16 protein-coding genes are annotated in these 17,636 nt (G+C 68.4%); 6 read left to right on the forward strand and 10 right to left on the reverse strand.

Features of this window, described 5'->3' with window-relative positions; genetic code table 11:
• Positions 1 to 19: 19 nt before the first annotated feature.
• Positions 20 to 886, forward strand: a complete 867-nt coding sequence (locus tag AU197_RS06565) for an alpha/beta fold hydrolase (protein WP_064401731.1) — start codon at positions 20 to 22, stop codon at positions 884 to 886.
• On the opposite strand, the gene AU197_RS06570 is transcribed toward AU197_RS06565, so the two are convergent.
• The 9 genes from AU197_RS06570 to AU197_RS06610 form a co-directional block, all read right to left on the reverse strand.
• Positions 883 to 2,922 carry a substrate-binding domain-containing protein gene (locus tag AU197_RS06570; protein ID WP_064401732.1) on the reverse strand — a complete coding sequence of 680 codons (2,040 nt, stop codon included), beginning with the start codon at positions 2,920 to 2,922 and terminating at the stop codon, positions 883 to 885. The genes AU197_RS06565 and AU197_RS06570 overlap by 4 nt on opposite strands.
• A 37-nt stretch (positions 2,923 to 2,959) precedes the next feature.
• Positions 2,960 to 5,167, reverse strand: coding sequence for a malate synthase G (locus AU197_RS06575; protein ID WP_064401800.1), 2,208 nt, complete (start codon positions 5,165 to 5,167; stop codon positions 2,960 to 2,962).
• Positions 5,168 to 5,232: 65 nt separating this feature from the next.
• A complete protein-coding gene (locus AU197_RS06580; RefSeq protein ID WP_082696537.1) occupies positions 5,233 to 6,129 on the reverse strand; it encodes a 3-methyladenine DNA glycosylase in 897 nt (298 codons plus the stop codon).
• A complete protein-coding gene (locus AU197_RS06585; RefSeq protein ID WP_064401733.1) occupies positions 6,122 to 7,174 on the reverse strand; it encodes a hemolysin family protein in 1,053 nt (350 codons plus the stop codon). The genes AU197_RS06580 and AU197_RS06585 overlap by 8 nt, the downstream gene beginning before the upstream one ends.
• On the reverse strand, positions 7,167 to 8,537 hold the full coding sequence (locus AU197_RS06590) for a hemolysin family protein (RefSeq protein WP_064401734.1): 1,371 nt from the start codon (positions 8,535 to 8,537) through the stop codon (positions 7,167 to 7,169). The genes AU197_RS06585 and AU197_RS06590 overlap by 8 nt, the downstream gene beginning before the upstream one ends.
• Before the next feature lie 196 nt (positions 8,538 to 8,733).
• On the reverse strand, positions 8,734 to 10,170 hold the full coding sequence (locus AU197_RS06595) for a GuaB1 family IMP dehydrogenase-related protein (RefSeq protein ID WP_064401735.1): 1,437 nt from the start codon (positions 10,168 to 10,170) through the stop codon (positions 8,734 to 8,736).
• Between the two features lie 142 nt (positions 10,171 to 10,312).
• A complete protein-coding gene (gnd, locus tag AU197_RS06600) occupies positions 10,313 to 11,776 on the reverse strand; it encodes an NADP-dependent phosphogluconate dehydrogenase (protein ID WP_064401736.1) in 1,464 nt (487 codons plus the stop codon).
• A 53-nt stretch (positions 11,777 to 11,829) separates the two neighbouring features.
• Entirely contained in the window at positions 11,830 to 12,771 is a 942-nt protein-coding gene (locus AU197_RS06605; RefSeq protein ID WP_064401737.1) for a M56 family metallopeptidase, read from the reverse strand.
• 14 nt (positions 12,772 to 12,785) lie between these two features.
• The gene (locus AU197_RS06610) at positions 12,786 to 13,202 is read right to left on the reverse strand and encodes a BlaI/MecI/CopY family transcriptional regulator (RefSeq protein ID WP_064401738.1); all 417 of its coding nucleotides are present in this window, start codon (positions 13,200 to 13,202) and stop codon (positions 12,786 to 12,788) included.
• A gap of 218 nt (positions 13,203 to 13,420) precedes the next feature.
• Between AU197_RS06610 and AU197_RS06615 the strand changes: the two genes are divergently transcribed.
• The gene (locus tag AU197_RS06615; protein ID WP_064401739.1) at positions 13,421 to 14,197 is read left to right on the forward strand and encodes a hypothetical protein; all 777 of its coding nucleotides are present in this window, start codon (positions 13,421 to 13,423) and stop codon (positions 14,195 to 14,197) included.
• 155 nt (positions 14,198 to 14,352) lie between these two features.
• On the opposite strand, the gene AU197_RS06620 is transcribed toward AU197_RS06615, so the two are convergent.
• Positions 14,353 to 14,745: a rhodanese-like domain-containing protein gene (locus AU197_RS06620; RefSeq protein WP_064401740.1), complete on the reverse strand. Its 393-nt coding sequence runs from the start codon at positions 14,743 to 14,745 to the stop codon at positions 14,353 to 14,355.
• A gap of 63 nt (positions 14,746 to 14,808) precedes the next feature.
• Between AU197_RS06620 and AU197_RS06625 the strand changes: the two genes are divergently transcribed.
• Genes AU197_RS06625 through AU197_RS06640 form a run of 4 tightly spaced genes read left to right on the forward strand, consistent with a single transcriptional unit; the run spans position 14,809 to position 17,631 of the window.
• On the forward strand, positions 14,809 to 15,213 hold the full coding sequence (locus tag AU197_RS06625) for a PaaI family thioesterase (protein WP_064401741.1): 405 nt from the start codon (positions 14,809 to 14,811) through the stop codon (positions 15,211 to 15,213).
• A 50-nt stretch (positions 15,214 to 15,263) separates the two neighbouring features.
• Complete coding sequence (locus AU197_RS06630) at positions 15,264 to 15,566, forward strand: urease subunit gamma (protein ID WP_064401742.1); 303 nt, start codon at positions 15,264 to 15,266, stop codon at positions 15,564 to 15,566.
• An 8-nt stretch (positions 15,567 to 15,574) separates the two neighbouring features.
• Positions 15,575 to 15,901 (forward strand): urease subunit beta, encoded by a 327-nt coding sequence (locus tag AU197_RS06635; RefSeq protein WP_064401802.1) that lies wholly within the window; start codon positions 15,575 to 15,577, stop codon positions 15,899 to 15,901.
• Positions 15,898 to 17,631: an urease subunit alpha gene (locus tag AU197_RS06640; protein ID WP_064401743.1), complete on the forward strand. Its 1,734-nt coding sequence runs from the start codon at positions 15,898 to 15,900 to the stop codon at positions 17,629 to 17,631. Before AU197_RS06635 ends, AU197_RS06640 begins: the two co-directional genes overlap by 4 nt.
• The last annotated feature ends 5 nt before the right edge of the window (positions 17,632 to 17,636 follow it).

Raw genomic sequence — 17,636 nt, forward strand, 5'->3', positions numbered from 1 at the left:
CGGCGGATAGGGTGCTCGGGTGCTACCACCGACGGTCGCGCAATGGCGGGACGGCGGTCGCCTGCTCAGGACGGCGGCGGGGGAGATCTTCGTGCGCGGCGCCCCAGGCAACGGCCCGACGATCCTGCTGCTGCACGGGTATCCGTCGAGTTCCTACGACTATCGCAGCGTCGTGCCGCATCTGGGCGACCGCGCCTGGATGACGCTGGACTTCCTCGGGTTCGGGCTGTCGGACAAACCGCGCCCCCATGTGTACAGCCTGTTCGAGCAGGCCGACATCGTGCAGACGGTGGTGGCCGAGACGACGACGGGTCCGGTCGTGGTCATCGCCCACGACATGGGCACGTCGGTGGCGACCGAACTGCTGGCCCGCGACGTCGACGGTGGCCTGCCCTTCGACCTGCGCGCGGCGGTGCTGACCAACGGCAGCGTCATCCTGCATCGGGCCAGCCTGCGGCCGGCGCAGAAGCTCCTGCGCAGCCCCCTCGGCCCGCTTTTCGCCCGGCTGACCAACGAACGGGGGTTCGCGCGCGGTTTCGGCAGGCTGTTCAGCTCCGCGCACCCGCTGACCCGCGACGAGGCCGAGGCGCAGTGGGCGCTGCTGGCCCATAACGACGGGCACCGGATCGCCCACCTGCTGATCCACTACCTCAACGAGCGTGTCGAGTACGCGCCGCGATGGCATGGTGCGGTGCGTGATTGGGCCAAGCCGCTGAGTTTCCTGTGGGCACTCGACGATCCCGTGGCGACCGGCAACGTGCTCGACGGCCTGCGCGAACTGCGGCCCCACGCCGACGTCGTCGAACTGCCGGGCGTGGGCCACTATCCGCAGGTCGAAGTGCCCGACGTGTTCACCCGCGCGGCGTTGAGCCTGCTGGAGCGCTAACCGACGAAGTCGGCGATCGCTGCCGTCAGCTCGGGGGAGTCGGAGCTGGCGAGGTTCTGGTAACTGCCGCCGCTGATCTCGGCCACCGCCTCCCAGGTCGCACGATCGGAGTCCGAACCGAAGTCGATGACGTTGACGGCCACCGGCCTGGCCTCGTCGAACGCACCGCGGATGTACTGCTGCAGGCCTTCTCCGTTGAGGGTCTGGTCGGTGTGCGGGCCGGTGGTGATCACGAGGACCGAATTCTGTTGTCCCTCACGAAAGTTCGCCATCGCTTCGGTGTAGACCAGCCGCAGCGTGGTGAACGAGACCGCGCCCCCTCCTGAGGCGGACTGTTCGTCCAGCGCCGCCGTCAACGCCGCCGACCGGGGCCGGCCGTCGACCTGGTCGCTCAGCGGTCCGGTGCTCACCTCCGAACGGCCCGCGGTGCCGTCGAACGTCCACAGCCCCACCGCCGACGAGGCGGGCAACACCTGCAACCGGGCATTCAGTGCGCCGACGACGTTCTGCAGCCGGGACCGTCCGCCTTCGTCGGTGGGCATCGACTGGTCGAGCATGATCGTCACCGCCGGGTTGGCCGCCGGGGCGGTCAACGCATTGGCCAGCAGCGCACGGGTCTGGTCGTCGCCCACCGACAGTGGAGGCGGCACCGGCCCGAAGTCGACGACGTCGCTGTCGGGCAGCGTTGCGTCCGGGGTGCGGAATCCGGCCTTGGCCAGTTCCGCGAGTTGTTCGGGTTTGCGCATGAACCGGGCGAATTCGCTGGCGGCGCTCTTCTGCTCCTGCGACAGCCAGTCGCCCGACACCAGCACGGTCGGGTAGTCGGCCATCGCCGCGGGACCGGGCGGCAGCCATCCGGAGACCACGCCGGTGGCATTGTCCAGACCGGTGCTGCGCTGATAGAGCTGTTGTTCGGTGATGGCGACGGCGTGCACGGGTGCTGCGGCCGGATCGGACGCGTTGACCAGCGCGTCGAACGCGGTGGAGGTCTTCTTGTCCGCCAGCTGGGGTTGACCCGCGACCACCGAGTTCACCGCGCGCGTGCCGTCACTGGCGGGCGCCCCGGCCGGTACCGAAGCGGCCGCGATCGCCTCCGCGGCGAGATACGACGCATCGCTGTCGCCGCTCAACGGCAGTGCCAGCCGCAATGAGCCCCAGCCGGGAAGATTCAGAGCGTCCAATGCCGACGGATTGCTCTGCAGAGCGGGCAGGGTCGACCAGTTCTGTTGTGCCAGAGCGTTCTTCAACTGTGGCCGAACGGCAAGCAGCACCGGTGACGTGGCCAGCGACCGGCTGTCGATGATCGTCTGCGCGCCCGACGCGGCCTCGAGCCGGGCCGCCGACACCGAGCTGCCCGGAACCCAAAGCGCGGGGCGATCACCCAACTCCTGTGGCCAGGCCCCGATGAAACCGTTGACCACCTGGTCGGATTCGGCCGGTTTGACCCCGATCTTCACGCACTTGTCGGCCACCGGGGCAGCGGTCTCGTTGTAGCGGTTGGCCAGCGACTGAATCGGCTCGGCGATGTTCGGGTCCGCCACCACCGCGACCGACAGTTCACCGTCGACGCACCGCGCCGCTGCCTGGTCGGTGCGATTGGACAGTGCGTCACCGAAGAAGCGCCACAGGATGACCGCCCCGACGACCACCACGACCGCGACCAGGGCAGCGATGACGCCGACGCTGACGCCGCGCCTGCCCGGGGTCACGGCCCGGTGACTACCGGTCCACTCACCGCCCTCCCATTCACCGCTGTGTTGCGGCCCCGAGCGCGGCGGGCCTCCCGGAGGGGGCGTGGACCCACCGGTCCCGCCATCCGAGTAGTCGGGTTCGCGATCCGAGTAATCCGGACCATCCGCATAGTCGGGACGGTCGACGTCTCCGTACTCGGAGCCGTAGCCGGCGTCGTAGCTTCCGGGCCCCGGTTGCGGACGGTCGTCGAGGTAACCGAAGCGTTCGGTCGAAGACTCGTCGTGGCGGTCGCCGAATTCGCCGCCTGCCGAATCTTCGGGATCCGGTTTACTGTGCCTGCCCACTTCCGCCCTCTACTTGCGACGCCGACCGGTCACCGGATCACGCACCGCCGTGCGCGGCCTTGTATTCGCGGCGACGGCGATGCAGGATCGGCTCGGTGTAGCCGTTCGGTTGTTCGGCACCCGAGAGGATCAATTCCTGCGCGGCCTGGAACGCGATGTTGTGGTCCGGATCCGTTGCCATTGGCTTGAATTCGGGGTCCTGCTCGTTCTGCTTGTCGACGATGGCGGCCATCCGCTTGAGGCTGGCCACCACATCGTCGGGCGTGATGACGCCGTGACGCAGCCAGTTCGCCAGCAGCTGACTCGAAATACGCAGCGTGGCACGGTCTTCCATCAGCGCGACGTTGTGGATGTCGGGCACCTTCGAGCAGCCGACACCCGCGTCGATCCAGCGCACCACGTACCCGAGGATCGACTGGCAGTTGTTGTCGACCTCTTCGCGGATCTCCTCGGGCGCCCACGCGAGCTCCTTGGCCAACGGCACGGCCAGTAGCTGCTCGACGCTGGTGCGCTTTTCGCCTTCGAGTTCCTTGTGCACCGCGTACACGTCGACCTCGTGGTAGTGCATGGCGTGCAGCGTGGCCGCGGTCGGCGACGGCACCCATGCGGTGGTGGCGCCGGCCTTCGGCTGACCGATCTTCTGCTCGACCATGTCGGCCATCAGGTCGGTCATCGCCCACATGCCCTTGCCGATCTGGGCCTTGCCGGAGAATCCGGTCGCCAGCCCGATGTCGACGTTCTGGTCCTCGTAGGCCTGGATCCACTGGGTACTCTTCATCGCGCCCTTGCGGATCATCGGGCCCGCCTCCATCGAGGTGTGGATCTCGTCGCCGGTGCGGTCGAGGAAGCCGGTGTTGATGAACACCACCCGGTCGGCGGCGGCCTTGATGCACGCCTTCAGGTTGACGGTGGTCCGGCGCTCCTCGTCCATGATGCCGACCTTGAGGGTGTTGGCGGGCAACCCGAGCACATCCTCGACGCGGCTGAACAACTCGACGGTGTAAGCGACCTCTTCGGGGCCGTGCATCTTGGGCTTGACGATGTACACCGACCCGGTGCGGCTGTTGACCAGCGGGCCGTTGCCGTCCCCAGACTTCAGGCCGTGGGTTGCGATGAGGCTGGTGAACAGCGCGTCCTGGATACCCTCGAAGACCTCGACCTCGTCGCCGTTGCCGTCTGTCCTGACGATCGCGTCGTTGGTCATCAGGTGACCGACGTTGCGCACGAACAGCAGGCTGCGGCCGGGCAGCGTCAGCTCGCCCTCACCGTCCGGGGTGGTGTAGGTGCGGTCCTCGTTGAGCCGGCGGGTGAAGGTCTTACCGCCCTTGGTCACCTCTTCGGTGAGGTCACCGCGGTTGAGGCCCAGCCAGTTCCGGTACCCGAGCACCTTGTCGTCGGCGTCGACGGCCGCGACGGAATCCTCGAAGTCCATGATCGTGGTGACCGCAGACTCCAGGACGACATCCTTGATTCCTGCGGCGTCGGTCGAGCCGACGGGCGACTCGGGGTCGACGAGAATCTCAACGTGTAACCCGTTGTTGCGCAACAGCACCGACCACTGCGGCGCTCCGAGGTCGCCGGTGTAGCCGACGAACTGCTCGGGCGTGGCCAGCCCGACGGAGTTGCCGTCACCCAGGTCGACGAGCAGTTGACCATCGTCGATGCGCAGACCGGTCGCCTCGCTCCACTGACCGGACGCCAGCGGGGCTGCCTCGTCGAGGAAGCGGCGCGCGTAGGCGATGACCTTGTCGCCGCGAACCTGGTTGTAGTCAGAACCCTTCTCGGCGCCGTCGTCCTCGGAGATCACGTCGGTGCCGTACAGCGCGTCGTAGAGCGAACCCCAGCGCGCGTTCGCGGCGTTCAGCGCGAAGCGAGCGTTGAGGATCGGCACCACCAGCTGGGGTCCGGCGGTCGTGGTGATCTCGTCGTCGACACCCGCGGTCGTGATCGCAAAGTCGTCGGGCTCGGGGAGCAGATAACCGATCTCGGTGAGAAACGCCTTGTACGCCTCGTGGTCGAGCGGCTCGATGACCCGCTGCCGGTGCCACTTGTCGATGCGGGCCTGCAGATCGTCGCGCCTGGCCAGCAGTTCTTCGTTCTTGGGCGTCAGATCGGCGACGACCTTGTCCACGCCGGACCAGAAGGTGTCGGGGTCGATGTCGGTGCCGGGCAACGCCTCGTTGTTGACGAAGTCGTACAGCACCCGGGCCACGCGCAGGTTCCCCACCGTCACGCGATCGGTCATCATTCCTCCTAGAACTGTCGCCCCAGCTTACCCAGCGGTAACCCGGCTTATTCGCAACCGGCTGGTCAGCCGTCCCGGCCGGCCACGGTCACCAGCCGTTCGCAGCGGTCGGCGAGGTCGGCCCGCAGCGGCGCCGCCCGCTGCGCGATGGTCTGCTGAATCCGTACGTATTCGGCGCGACCGGCCGGTGTCTCGATCGCGATCGGCTCGAATCCGTATTCGCGGAGATCATAGGGGCTGGCCCGCATGTCGAGTTCGCGGGCTTCGGTGGCCAGCTCGAGGCAGTCCATCACGAACTCGGAGTTGACCAGCGGGCCGAGCTTGAAAGACCACTTGTACAGGTCCATCGCGGCGTGCAGACAGCCCGGTTGCTCCGAGGCGACCTGGCTCTGCCGGGTCAACTGTTCGGCATTGCGTCCGGCGGCGGGTTCGGTGAAAAAGCGGAACGCGTCGAAGTGACTGCAGCGCAGCGCCATCGACTCGACGACCGCATCGGTGCCGGCCGCGCCGAGCCGCAACGGCACCCGGTCGTGACGCACCGCCGGCGACCGGTACACCATCGCCCACTCGTGCAGCCCGAAACAGTTCAGCCTGGCCGGGCGCGCCGCTGTCGACCGCAGCAGGCGCCCGACGAAGCGGACCGTGTCGATGCGCGCCGCCAGGTACTCGGGGCTGACCACCACACCGTCGGCGCCACTCGCGTACCCCGTTCGGCCACCGAAGCGCTGCGCGCCGGCGCCGGCCAGAACGACGCCGAAACCGGGATGCCACGCCCGCAACCTGCCGGGCCGCAGGCTGTAGTACGTGAACAGGAAGTCCCAGACCGGGTGCTTCTCGCCGCACCGGGCGCGGCGACGGTGCGGTGCGCAGAACGCGTCGACCCGGCGTTGATGTGCGCGCTCGCGGGTGCTCCAGACGGATTCGTCGAGCACGACCGCGGTGCGCACGGCGACATCAGACACGGTGGGTCCCGTCGCGCACGGTGCCCACCAGGTCCTCGACGAGATCCTCGAGCGCGACCATCGCCTCCACGCTGCCGTCGGGCGCGGTCACCAGCGCCAGGTGGCTGTTGGTGCGCCGTAGCCGAGACAACGCGTCGGGCAGCGGGAGCGACGACGGGACCACCGGCAGTGGACGCACCATCGACAGGTCCAGCACGGCGTCGGGGTCGTTGACGAACGCCAGCACGTCCTTGATGTGCAGATATCCCAGGTAGGTGCCGGAGGCGTCGGTGATCGGGAAGCGTGAGTACCCCGTCTCGGCCAGCGCCTCCTCGACGGCGCCGACGGTAGGTCCCGCCCCTTCGCGCGCCACGGACACGGTCCGGATGTCGCGCAATGGGAATGCGACGTCCTTGACCGCCCGGTCGCGGATCTGCAGCGCGCGGGTGAGCCTGCTGTGTTCCTCGGGATCGAGCAGCCCCTCGGACAGGGATTCGGCGATCATCTCCGACAGCTCCACGGTGGACACCGTGACGTCGAGTTCATCCTTGGGTTCCACCCGGAACATCCGCAGCGCCACGTTGGCGCACCAGTTGTAGAACGCGATCAGGGGCCTGGCCACACGAATCCACACCAGATAGGTCGGTATCAGCAGCATGGCCGCCGATTCCGGGCCGGCGATCGCGATGTTCTTCGGCACCATCTCACCGAGCAGCACGTGCAGGACGACGACGATGGCCAGTGCGACGACGAAGGACACCGAGTGCAGCACGGCATCGGGCACGCCCACGGCGTCGAACGGCTTCTCCAGCAGATGCGCGACCGCGGGTTCGCCGACGCGACCGAGCAGGATCGAGCAGATCGTGATGCCGAGCTGAGCGCCCGCGAGCATGAGCGAGAGGTGTTCACCGGCGCGGATCACGGTGACGGCGCTCTTCTTGCCCTGTTCGGCCAACGCCTCCAGTCGATCGCGTCGCGCCGAGATCAACGCGAACTCCGATGCGACGAAGAACGCGTTGACGGCCAGCAGCAGCACCGTCAGCAGCACACCGAAGAGATCACCCATCGGCGCTTCTCCCGTCGGCCTCGCCGCTGCGGCCCAGCTCGGTCAGCTCGAGCAGGTCGATGCGGCGACCGTCCATCCGCAGCACGGTGGCCAGCCACCGGTTCGGATCCTCGAGCGGACCGTCCGGGTCGAACGCCTCGAGCTCGACCGACTCACCTTCGTCGGGGATGTGCCCCAGCTTCTCGAGGACCAGGCCCCCGATCGTCTCGTAGTCGCCCTCCGGGGCGCGGAACGCCGTGGCGCCGGCGACCTCGTCGATGCGCAGCAGGCCCGATATCTGCCAGCCGCGGCCCGCCGGCACCACGTCGGGCGCCTCGTCGTCGTGCTCGTCGCGGACGTCGCCGACGATCTCCTCGATCAGGTCCTCCACGGTGACCATGCCCGCCGTCCCGCCGTATTCGTCGACTACCAGCGCGGTCTGCAGGCCGTTGGCGCGGATCTGTGTCATCACCGTGTCGCCGTCCAGAGTCGAGGGCACCTTGGCGACCGGCAGCGCCAGCGAGGCCAGCCGGGTGGTCGCACGTGCGTCGATCGGCACCTCGAACACCTGCTTGACGTGCGCGATCCCGATCGTCTCATCGAGGTCCCCGCGGATGATGGGAAACCGCGAGTATCCCGTCCTGATCGCGGCGGTGACCAGGTCGGCCACCGTGGCGTCGGCGTCGAGGGCCTCGATCTTCTGCCGGGGTGTCATGAGTTCCTCGGCGGAGCGATCGCCGAACCGCAGCGACCGGTCGACCAGCACCGCGGTGACGGGATCCAGTGCGCCGCTGCGGGCCGAACTGCGCACCAGCGACACCAGTTCCTGTGGGGAGCGTGCCGAGCGCAGCTCCTCGGCGGGCTCGATGCCAAGGCGGCGCAGGATCATGTTGGCGGTCCCGTTGGTCAGCCGGATCAGCGGGGTGAACAGCGCGGAAAACAGCAGCTGCGGTCCGGCCGACCAGCGCGCCGTCGGCACGGGCCGTGCGACCGCGAGGTTCTTCGGCACCAGCTCGCCGAACACCATGGAGATCGAGGTGGCGATCGCGATCGCCAGAACCAGCGCCAACCCGCCGGTGTAGCTCGGGGGTATACCGATCGCCTCCAGGCCGGGGTGGATCAACCGCGCGACGACGGGCTCGGCCAGGTAACCGGTCGCCAGCGTGGTGATCGAGATGCCCACCTGGGCGCCCGACAGCTGGAACGACAGCGTGCGGTGTGCCCGCTGGACCAGCTTGTCGCGCCGGTGGCCGCTGCGCGCGTTGGCATCCACGGTGCTGCGCTCGAGCGCGGTCAGCGAGAACTCGGCGGCGACGAAGACCGCGGTGCCCGCCGTCAGCAAGACGATTGCCAGCAGCGACAGCAACGTCGAAGCGACGCTCATCGGGGTGTTCCCGCGCAGGTGCCGGGCCTGTTGCCCGGCCGTCTAGAGGAAGGCTCGGCGTCGGGAGGCTCGGGCCGCTCGGCCCGGTGGGCCCCCTCCGTAACCCGGGCCTCGACGGGTGCCTGCGGCACGGGATCCCTTTCGCGTAGAGGACTGAAGGAAACCCATGGTAACGGGTGATCTTGCCGGGGCGGGATCACCAACCCGTGGGCAGCGGATGCCCCTCGGCGAAGCCTGCCGCCGACTGCACGCCGAGCACCACCTTTTGGTGCAGTTCGGCCAGATTCGCGGCGCCGACGTAGGTGCAGGTGCTGCGCACCCCGGAGGTGATGTGGTCGAGCAGGTCCTCCACGCCGCCGCGGGACGGGTCCAGACCCATCCTCGACGTCGAGATGCCCTCTTCGAACAGCGCCTTGCGGGCCCGGTCGAACGATCCGTCACCGGCGGTGCGGGCGGCAACCGCACGCTTGGACGCCATTCCGTAGCTCTCCTTGAACGGTCGGTTGTCGCGGTCGCGCATCAGGTCGCCGGGGGACTCGTAGGTGCCCGCGAACCACGAGCCGATCATCACGTTGGATGCACCTGCGGCCAATGCCAGTGCGACATCGCGCGGATGCCGGATTCCGCCGTCCGCCCACACGTGAGCACCCAATTGCCTTGCTGCGGCGGCACATTCGACAACCGCGGAGAACTGGGGCCGCCCCACGCCGGTCATCATGCGCGTGGTGCACATCGCGCCGGGCCCGACGCCCACCTTCACGATCGACGCCCCCGCGCTGAGCAGATCCCTGGTGCCCTCGGCGGAGACCACGTTGCCCGCGGCCAGCGGCAGCCCCAGGTCCAGCGACGACACCGCCTTGATCGCGTCGAGCATCTTCAGCTGGTGCCCGTGGGCGGTATCGATCACCAGCAGGTCCACCCCGACCTCGGCCAGGCTGCGCGCCTTGGCGCCGACGTCGCCGTTGATCCCGACCGCCGCCGCGATCCGCAGTCGGCCCCTGTCGTCGACCGCGGGTGTGTAGATGCCCGCACGGACCGCACCGGTACGCGTCAGCACCCCGGCCAACGTCCCGTCGCTCTCGGTCAGCACCGCCACATCGACCGGTGCGTGCTCGAGCAGGTCGAACACCTTACGCGGCTCGGTGCCCACCGGCGCGGTGACGAAGTCGGAGACCGCGACGTCCCGCACGCGGGTGAACCGGTCGACGCCCTCACAGTTCGCCTCGGTGACCAGGCCGATCGGCCTGCCCTCGAAGACCACGACCGCGGCGCCGTGCGCACGTTTGTGGATCAGGGCCGTCGCATCGGACACCGAGTCGTCGGGTGAGAGCACCACGGGGGTGTCGACGACGAGGTCGCGGCTCTTGACGAAGTCGACGGTCTGTTGCACCGCCGAGATCGGCAGGTCCTGCGGCAGCACGACGATGCCGCCGCGGCGGGCCACGGTCTCAGCCATCCGGCGGCCGGCCACGGCGGTCATGTTCGCGACCACGACCGGGATGGTGGTGCCCGAGCCGTCTGCCGTCGACAGGTCGACGTCCATCCGTGATTGGACATCGGAGCGTCCGGGGACGATGAAGACGTCGTTGTACGTGAGGTCGTAAGCGGGCCGGTGGCCCTCCAGAAATCGCATGTCGCCTCGAGTCTAGTGCGCCACCGGTTGCTGCCGAGACGACGCGAACCTGCTCACCCGGAGCCCGAAGCGTCAGCGTCGAGTTCCGTCGCCTTCGGCGTGGGCCCCGCTCGCTCGGAGACGGACGGCGGCCCTGGCCGGGTTAAGCCTCGACTTCGCTGAGGTCCCCGCTCCACAGTGTGTGGAACCTCTTGGCGGGGTCGGTGTCGATGCGGCCGTAGGTGTGCGCGCCGAAATAGTCACGCAGACCCTGGGTGAGCGCGGCGGGAAGGCGCTCTTGGCGCAATCCGTCGTAGTAGGACAGCGCCGAGGAGAACCCGGGAACCGGGATGCCCAGTTCGGTGGCCGCGACGACGACGCGGCGCCAGCTGTCGATCGCCGCCTCGATCGCGCTGCGAAAGTACGGCGCGACGATCAGCGTCGGCAGGTCGGGGTCTTCGTCGAACGCGTCCTTGATGCGGTTGAGGAACTTGGCCCGGATGATGCAGCCGCCGCGCCAGATCGTGGCCAGGTCGCCGGGAGTGATGTTCCAGTCGTACTCGGCGCTGCCCGCCTGGATCTGGTTGAAGCCCTGCGCGTAGGCGATGATCTTCGACGCGTACAGCGCCTGACGGACGTCCTCGGTGAACTTCTCGGCGTCGCTGGGCTTTTCACCGAGGCCGCCGGAGGCAAGACCGGTCGTGGCCTTGCGCTGGGTCACCGATCCCGACAGGGCGCGGGCGAACACGGCCTCGGCGATACCGGTCACCGGCACGCCGAGATCGAGAGCCGATTTCACCGTCCAGCGTCCGGTGCCCTTCTGCTCGGCCTCGTCGAGGATGACGTCGACGAGCGGCTTACCGGTCTTGGCGTCGGTCTGGCGCAACACCTTCGCGGTGATCTCGACCAGGAAGCTGTCCAGGTCGCCGGAGTTCCATTCATCGAAAACGTCGGCGATCTCGCCCGCCGACTTGCCCAGCCCGTCGCGCAGCAGCTGATAGGCCTCTCCGATCAACTGCATGTCGGAGTACTCGATGCCGTTGTGCACCATCTTCACGAAGTGACCGGCGCCGTCGGGGCCGATGTGGGTGCAGCACGGGACACCGTCGACGTGCGCCGAGATCTCCTCGAGCAGCGGGCCCAGCGATTTGTAGGACTCGGCTGGGCCGCCGGGCATGATCGACGGGCCGTTCAGCGCGCCCTCCTCCCCGCCGGAGATGCCGGCACCGACGAAGTGCAGCCCACGGTCACGCATCGCCTTCTCGCGGCGGATCGTGTCGGTGTAGAGCGCGTTGCCCCCGTCGATGATGATGTCGCCTTCCTCCATCGCGTCGGCGAGCTCGTTGATCACCGCGTCGGTGGGCTCACCGGCCTTGACCATGATCAGCACACGGCGCGGCTTCTCCAACGCGTCGAGGAATTCGGCGATGGTCTCGCTGCGCACGAATTTCCCCTCGGAGCCGTGCTGTTCGAGCAGCGCGTCGGTCTTGGCGATCGAGCGGTTGTGCAGCGCGACGGTGTAGCCGTGCCGGGCGAAGTTGCGCGCGATGTTGGATCCCATGACGGCAAGCCCGGTCACCCCGATCTGAGCGGTACCGGTGGTCGATGCGGAAGCGTCAGAGCTCATGCGGGCAGCCTTTCGTTGTTTTGTTGTGTGAACGCCTCGTTCGCGGTTTGTCCCTACGCGGTGAACAGCCGCTGCAGTTCGGTCAGCCACGGCAGCACCACCGCGACGGTCGGGACCACGAGCACCGCTGCCGCTGCCGCATACGCGCCGGCGGCCAGCACCCGGCTGTTGGGCCTGCCGCCGAGTCGGCGCACGCGGAGCAGGGTGGTGGGTCCGCCTGCGGCCAGCGCACCCGACGGCGTACGGCCGGCCGCGCACGCTACGAGCGCGCGGGCCAGGGGAGTGGGACCGGCGATGCGGAGGGCCGCGTCGTCGGCGAGCATCTCGACCAGCAGTCGCACCGCGTCCAGGGCGCTTCCGCTGCGCACGAAGCGCGGGAACGCCGCGTTCACCGCGGTGAACATCTCCAGCACGAGATCGTGCCTGGCGCGCAGGTGCGCGCGTTCGTGGGTGAGGATCGCCGCAATCTCGTTGTCCGCCAACGTGGTCAGCGTGCCCTCGCTGACCACGACGCGGCTACGCACCCCCGGCAGGCAATACGCCAACGGCTGGTCCACGTCGAGGATGCGCAACCCGCCCCCCGCATGCGCGTGGGCCCATTTCTGCGACTTGCCCACGAGGTCGACCACCATCCGGTGACGGGCGCGACGGCGCCGCGTCGCGATCGCCACCTGCACCACCGCCGCGATCAGACGTGCACCGACCACCAACGTCAGGGCTAAGACCACCACGTAGACGATCCACACCGGCCAACCCAGAACAGCGATCTCGCTGGTGATCGTGGCGGTCGGCCGACCGTCGGGACCCGGGGCGAAAAGCCTGCTGGCGATGGCGATACCGGCCGAGAAGGCCGACAGGACGGCGGCCAACGCGATCGCCTGCCACAGAACGATGGCCGCCCGCGGTGCGCGGAAGGGCCATGACGCGCGCGCCAGGAGGGCGGGCACCGGTCCCGACAGGACCAGCGCCAGGACGGTGAAGGCCAGCGCGGACACGCTGTCAGTCTCTCTCAGCCGGTGCCCGAATTACCAGCGGGCGGCGCAACGCGGACCTTGCTTTCCAGTTCGGCCAGAGCGCGACGCAACGCCGCGGCCTCGTCGGCACCGACCCGCTCGACGAAATGCACCAGCGCGGCTTCCCGGCTGCCCGAGTCGGCGGCCTGGTCGAGTGCGTCGACCATCAGGCCCGCGACGAGTTCGTCGCGGCCGTGGGTCGGTGCATAGCGGTGGGCGCGGTCGTCGCGGTGCTGCACGACGAGATTCTTCTTCGCCAGCCGCTGCAGCACGGTCATGATCGTGGTGTACGCCAAGTCGCGTTGGGCGGAGAGCGCCTCGTGAACTTGGCGCACGGTTTGGGGTTCGCGGGAGGACCACAGGTGATCCATCACCGCGCGTTCCAGGTCCCCTAGACGCGTCAACTTCGCCATGGTCCGGTCATCTCCTAGAGGCTATCGATCCAGCGTACTACGTCTTACTACCGTGCGTCGTATTTCGCCCGGTGGACAAGCCGCCACCGTCGCCGGCTCGAACTTCCGCCCGTGGTCACCGCCCGTATGGCCGGTGGTGTGAAAGCAGTCACAGGGTCTGGTCGTCGTGACGCGCCTAGCTATAGTAAGCCTTACCTAACTTGAATATTGGAGGCCCTATGACGGTACTGGTCGACGATCCACTCATCGCGAGCATGGCGATCCACCGGACGCTGCCGCTGCATGAGTCGAGTCGACGGCTCCGTGAGCTCTATCCCGAGTGTCCACGGGTCTACGGCGTCGCGGTGATGCGGGATCTGTCACGACGGCGTTGGTGGCCACTGGCCGATGCGCTGACCACCGACCGCCTGCAGACGATGTTCGACCTGGCCGCCGAGGAGACCGACAGCCGTGCGGCAGTGGCCCACCAGCTGGCCGCCACCCTCGCCCACGTGGTGGTCGGACGCGTCGTACCGCTGGTCGTCCTCGAGGGCCGCGCATGGGATACCGGCCTGGAGAACCTCTGGGTGCACGTGGATTCGGAGGGTGCGATCGATTGGGTCGGCGTCGTCGACCCGACGCTTCGGGCCCTGCCCGACGATCCGTACTTCGACCACAGATCGAACCGCGCCGGACGGTCGACGCGCGACGGCATCGTGGCGCTGCCCAGCGAGGCGGCGCTGACGACGTGGGTCGCGCACCGCAGCCACCGCGCGCTCGCGCCCCTGTTCGCCAAGCTGGTCGAGATCAGCGGGGGCGCGATGTCGGTCGCCTCGATGTGGCACGTCGTGGGCGGGGCGGTCGTCAGCGCCGCCACCCAGGTGCCGCTGCTCGCCGGATCGAGCGAGTGGACGAGCATGCGGCGCGGGCAGGCCGTGCTCGATGCGCTCGTCGGCTTCGGACTTCCCGTCCGGGGCGGCTCACGAGCAATCGGCGCGAAGGTCTTGCTTAATTAGGCAAGCCTTGCCTATGCTCTTGGCAGAGATCGAACCGGAGAACCACCGGACCGCGCCGGAGTCCTGAGGGCTGCAGAGACCCCCGGTCCACACGGAGGACGGGCCCCGCACCACTGGTGCGGGGCCCGTTCGCATGTTGCTGAATTCCCTGTGCGTCAGGCGTTTTCGCTGCTAACCTTTTCGACGGCGCCACCGCTGTCGGCCCAATCGCCGAACGCGCCGAGGTTGTACACCTGCTGATAACCGAGTTCCTTGAGTGCCTGACCCGACAGCGCCGAGCGCCCACCGGATGCGCAGTACACGACCACCGGCTTGTCCTTCGTGAAGTTCTGGTCGTGATACGGCGACTCCGGGTCGGCGCGGAACTCGAGCATGCCGCGCGGGACGTGGACGGCGCCCGCCACCTTGCCGCTCTTGTCCAGCTCATGGGCGTCGCGGACATCGACGACCAACGCGCCGTTGGCGATCAATTCCTTCGCCTCGGCGTGGGAGATCTTCGGCACCACGGCGTTCGCGGCTTCAACGAGGTCTTTCGCGGTTCTGGCCATGGCCGACCCTAACTCCACGCACCCGGCGCGGTCATGGTGTTGGGCGGCGTGTAGACACGTGCCGTGACTACCGACCTGCCATCCGACCTCGGTAAGGGCTTCGACACCGAGCTCGGCCTGACCTATCTCGAACTCGGTCCCGACGGCGGCCGCGCACAGCTGACGGTCACGGACAAGTTGCTGCAGCCCTACGGCATCGTGCACGGCGGCGTGTACTGCTCGATCGTCGAGAGCCTGGCGAGCGTGTCGGCCGCGGTCTGGCTTGCCGACAACGGCGGCGGCAACGTCGTCGGCGTCAACAACAACACCGATTTTCTGCGCGCCATCTCCGCAGGGACCGTCACGGCGGTGTCCACACCAATCCATCGCGGCCGCCGTCAGCAGTTGTGGCAGATCGCCATCACCGACGACGACGACAGGCTCGTCGCGCTTGGACAGGTGCGGCTGCAGAACATGCCCGCCGGCTAAGAGGTCGCGTGCGCTGCTGATCGCCGCGCTCCGTGGCAATATCGCCCACTATGCGTTTATCCCCGCATGAGCAGGACCGCCTGCTGATCTCCTATGCGGCCGAGCTCGCCCGGCGCCGGCAGGGCCGCGGCCTGAAGCTCAACCACCCCGAAGCGGTCGCGCTGATCACCGACCACCTCCTCGAGGGTGCCCGCGACGGCCGCACGGTGGCCGAGCTGATGGCCAGTGGCCGCGAGGTTCTCAGCCGCGACGACGTCATGGAGGGCGTGCCCGAGATGCTCGAGGACGTCCAGGTCGAGGCGACATTCCCCGACGGCACCAAGCTCGTCACCGTCCACCACCCGATCCCGTGACCGAACCGATGGTGCCCGGCGAGATCCTCTACGGGGACGGCGATATCGAGATCAACGCCGGACTCGAGCGGCTCGCGATGGAAATCGTCAACACCGGAGACCGGCCGGTGCAGGTGGGCAGCCACGTCCACCTGTCGCAGGCCAACGCCGCGCTGTCCTTCGACCGCGCGGCCGCGCACGGCCACCGGCTCGACATCCCCGCGGGCACCGCGGTGCGGTTCGAACCCGGTGTCGCCCAGACCGTCTCACTCGTCCCGCTCGGTGGATCGCGCGAGGTGCACGGGTTGACCCTGGATCCGCCCGGCCGGCTGGCCGAGAACAGAGGAGCCCGATGACCCGGCTGCCGCGCGCCAGGTACGGCGCGCTGTTCGGACCGACCACCGGCGACCGGATCCGACTCGCCGACACCGACTTGTTCGTCGAGATCACCGAGGACCGCAGTGGCGGACCCGAACTCGCCGGTGACGAGGCCGTCTTCGGCGGGGGCAAGGTGCTGCGCGAATCCATGGGGCAGGGGCGTGCGACGCGCGCCGACGGGGCTCCCGATACCGTCATCACCGGCGTGGTGATCCTCGACTACTGGGGAATCATCAAGGCGGACATCGGTATTCGTGATGGGCGTATCGTCGGTATCGGCAAAGCCGGCAATCCCGACATCATGTCGGGCGTGCATCCCGAACTCGTGGTCGGGCCGTCGACGGAGATCATCGGGGGCAACGGCCGTATCGTCACCGCCGGCGGTATCGATTGCCACGTGCACCTGATCTGCCCCCAGACGATGGCCGAAGCGCTCGGCGGGGGCATCACCACGATGATCGGGGGCGGTACCGGCCCGGCAGAAGGCAGCAAGGCCACCACCGTCACCCCCGGCGCATGGCACCTGGCGCGCATGCTCGAGTCGCTGGATTCCTGGCCGATGAACATCGCGCTGCTCGGCAAGGGCAACACGGTCAGCGCCGAGGCCATGTGGGAGCAGTTACGGGGCGGCGCTTCGGGATTCAAACTGCACGAGGACTGGGGCAGCACCCCCGCGGCCATCGACGCCTGCCTCACCGTGGCCGACGCGTCGGGCGTACAGGTGGCGCTGCATTCGGACACCCTCAACGAGGCGGGCTTCGTGGAGGACACCGTCGGCGCGATCGCAGGCCGGTCGATTCACGCCTACCACACCGAGGGCGCCGGCGGGGGGCACGCTCCCGACATCATCACCGTCGCCGCGCAACCGCATGTGCTGCCGAGCTCGACCAATCCGACGCGCCCGCACACGGTCAACACGCTCGACGAGCACCTCGACATGCTGATGGTGTGCCATCACCTCAATCCCAGCGTCCCGGAGGATCTCGCGTTCGCCGAGAGCCGCATCCGGCCATCGACCATCGCCGCGGAGGATCTGCTGCACGACATCGGCGCGATCTCGATGATCGGCAGCGACGCCCAGGCGATGGGCCGCATCGGCGAAGTGGTGATCTGCACGTGGCAGACCGCGCATGTCATGAAACGCAGGCGGGGGGCGTTGGAAGGCGACACCTCCGGGGCGAGGGCCGCCGACAACCACCGCGCGCGACGCTACGTCGCCAAGTACACGATCTGCCCTGCGATCGCGCACGGGCTCGACGCCGAGATCGGATCGATCGAGGTGGGCAAGCTCGCCGACCTGGTGCTGTGGGAACCCGCGTTCTTCGGTGTGCGCCCGCACGCAGTTCTCAAGGGCGGCATGATCGCCTGGGCCGCAATGGGAGACGCGAACGCGTCGATCCCAACCCCGCAGCCGGTGCTGCCGCGCCCCATGTTCGGCGCGGCGCCGTCGGCCGCCGCCGCCACGTCGGTGCATTTCGTCTCGCAGCAGGCGGTCGACGACGGACTGGCCGACCGGATCGATGTGAAACGGCGCCTGGTGCCGGTCAAGGATGTCCGCAACGTCGGTAAGGCCGATATGCCGCTCAACGATGCGCTGCCGCAGATCGAGGTCGACCCCGACACCTTCACCGTCCGCATCGACGGAGACGTATGGCAGGAGCAACCGGCGAGCGAACTGCCGATGGCGCAACGGTACTTCCTCTTCTGACGCCG

Source organism: Mycobacterium sp. IS-1590, assembly GCF_001500025.1.
Classification (GTDB): domain Bacteria; phylum Actinomycetota; class Actinomycetes; order Mycobacteriales; family Mycobacteriaceae; genus Mycobacterium.

What these genes read in the sequence shown, in the direction of transcription:
- AU197_RS06575 (WP_064401800.1), bottom strand. Translation starts at nt 5,167, where the DNA reads ATGACCGATCGCGTGACGGTGGGGAACCTGCGCGTGGCCCGGGTGCTG.
- AU197_RS06585 (WP_064401733.1), bottom strand. Translation starts at nt 7,174, where the DNA reads ATGGGTGATCTCTTCGGTGTGCTGCTGACGGTGCTGCTGCTGGCCGTC.
- AU197_RS06590 (WP_064401734.1), bottom strand. Translation starts at nt 8,537, where the DNA reads ATGAGCGTCGCTTCGACGTTGCTGTCGCTGCTGGCAATCGTCTTGCTG.
- AU197_RS06595 (WP_064401735.1), bottom strand. Translation starts at nt 10,170, where the DNA reads ATGCGATTTCTGGAGGGCCACCGGCCCGCTTACGACCTCACGTACAAC.
- gnd (WP_064401736.1), bottom strand. Translation starts at nt 11,776, where the DNA reads ATGAGCTCTGACGCTTCCGCATCGACCACCGGTACCGCTCAGATCGGG.
- AU197_RS06610 (WP_064401738.1), bottom strand. Translation starts at nt 13,202, where the DNA reads ATGGCGAAGTTGACGCGTCTAGGGGACCTGGAACGCGCGGTGATGGAT.
- AU197_RS06615 (WP_064401739.1), top strand. Translation starts at nt 13,421, where the DNA reads ATGACGGTACTGGTCGACGATCCACTCATCGCGAGCATGGCGATCCAC.
- AU197_RS06620 (WP_064401740.1), bottom strand. Translation starts at nt 14,745, where the DNA reads ATGGCCAGAACCGCGAAAGACCTCGTTGAAGCCGCGAACGCCGTGGTG.
- AU197_RS06630 (WP_064401742.1), top strand. Translation starts at nt 15,264, where the DNA reads ATGCGTTTATCCCCGCATGAGCAGGACCGCCTGCTGATCTCCTATGCG.
- AU197_RS06635 (WP_064401802.1), top strand. Translation starts at nt 15,575, where the DNA reads ATGGTGCCCGGCGAGATCCTCTACGGGGACGGCGATATCGAGATCAAC.
- AU197_RS06640 (WP_064401743.1), top strand. Translation starts at nt 15,898, where the DNA reads ATGACCCGGCTGCCGCGCGCCAGGTACGGCGCGCTGTTCGGACCGACC.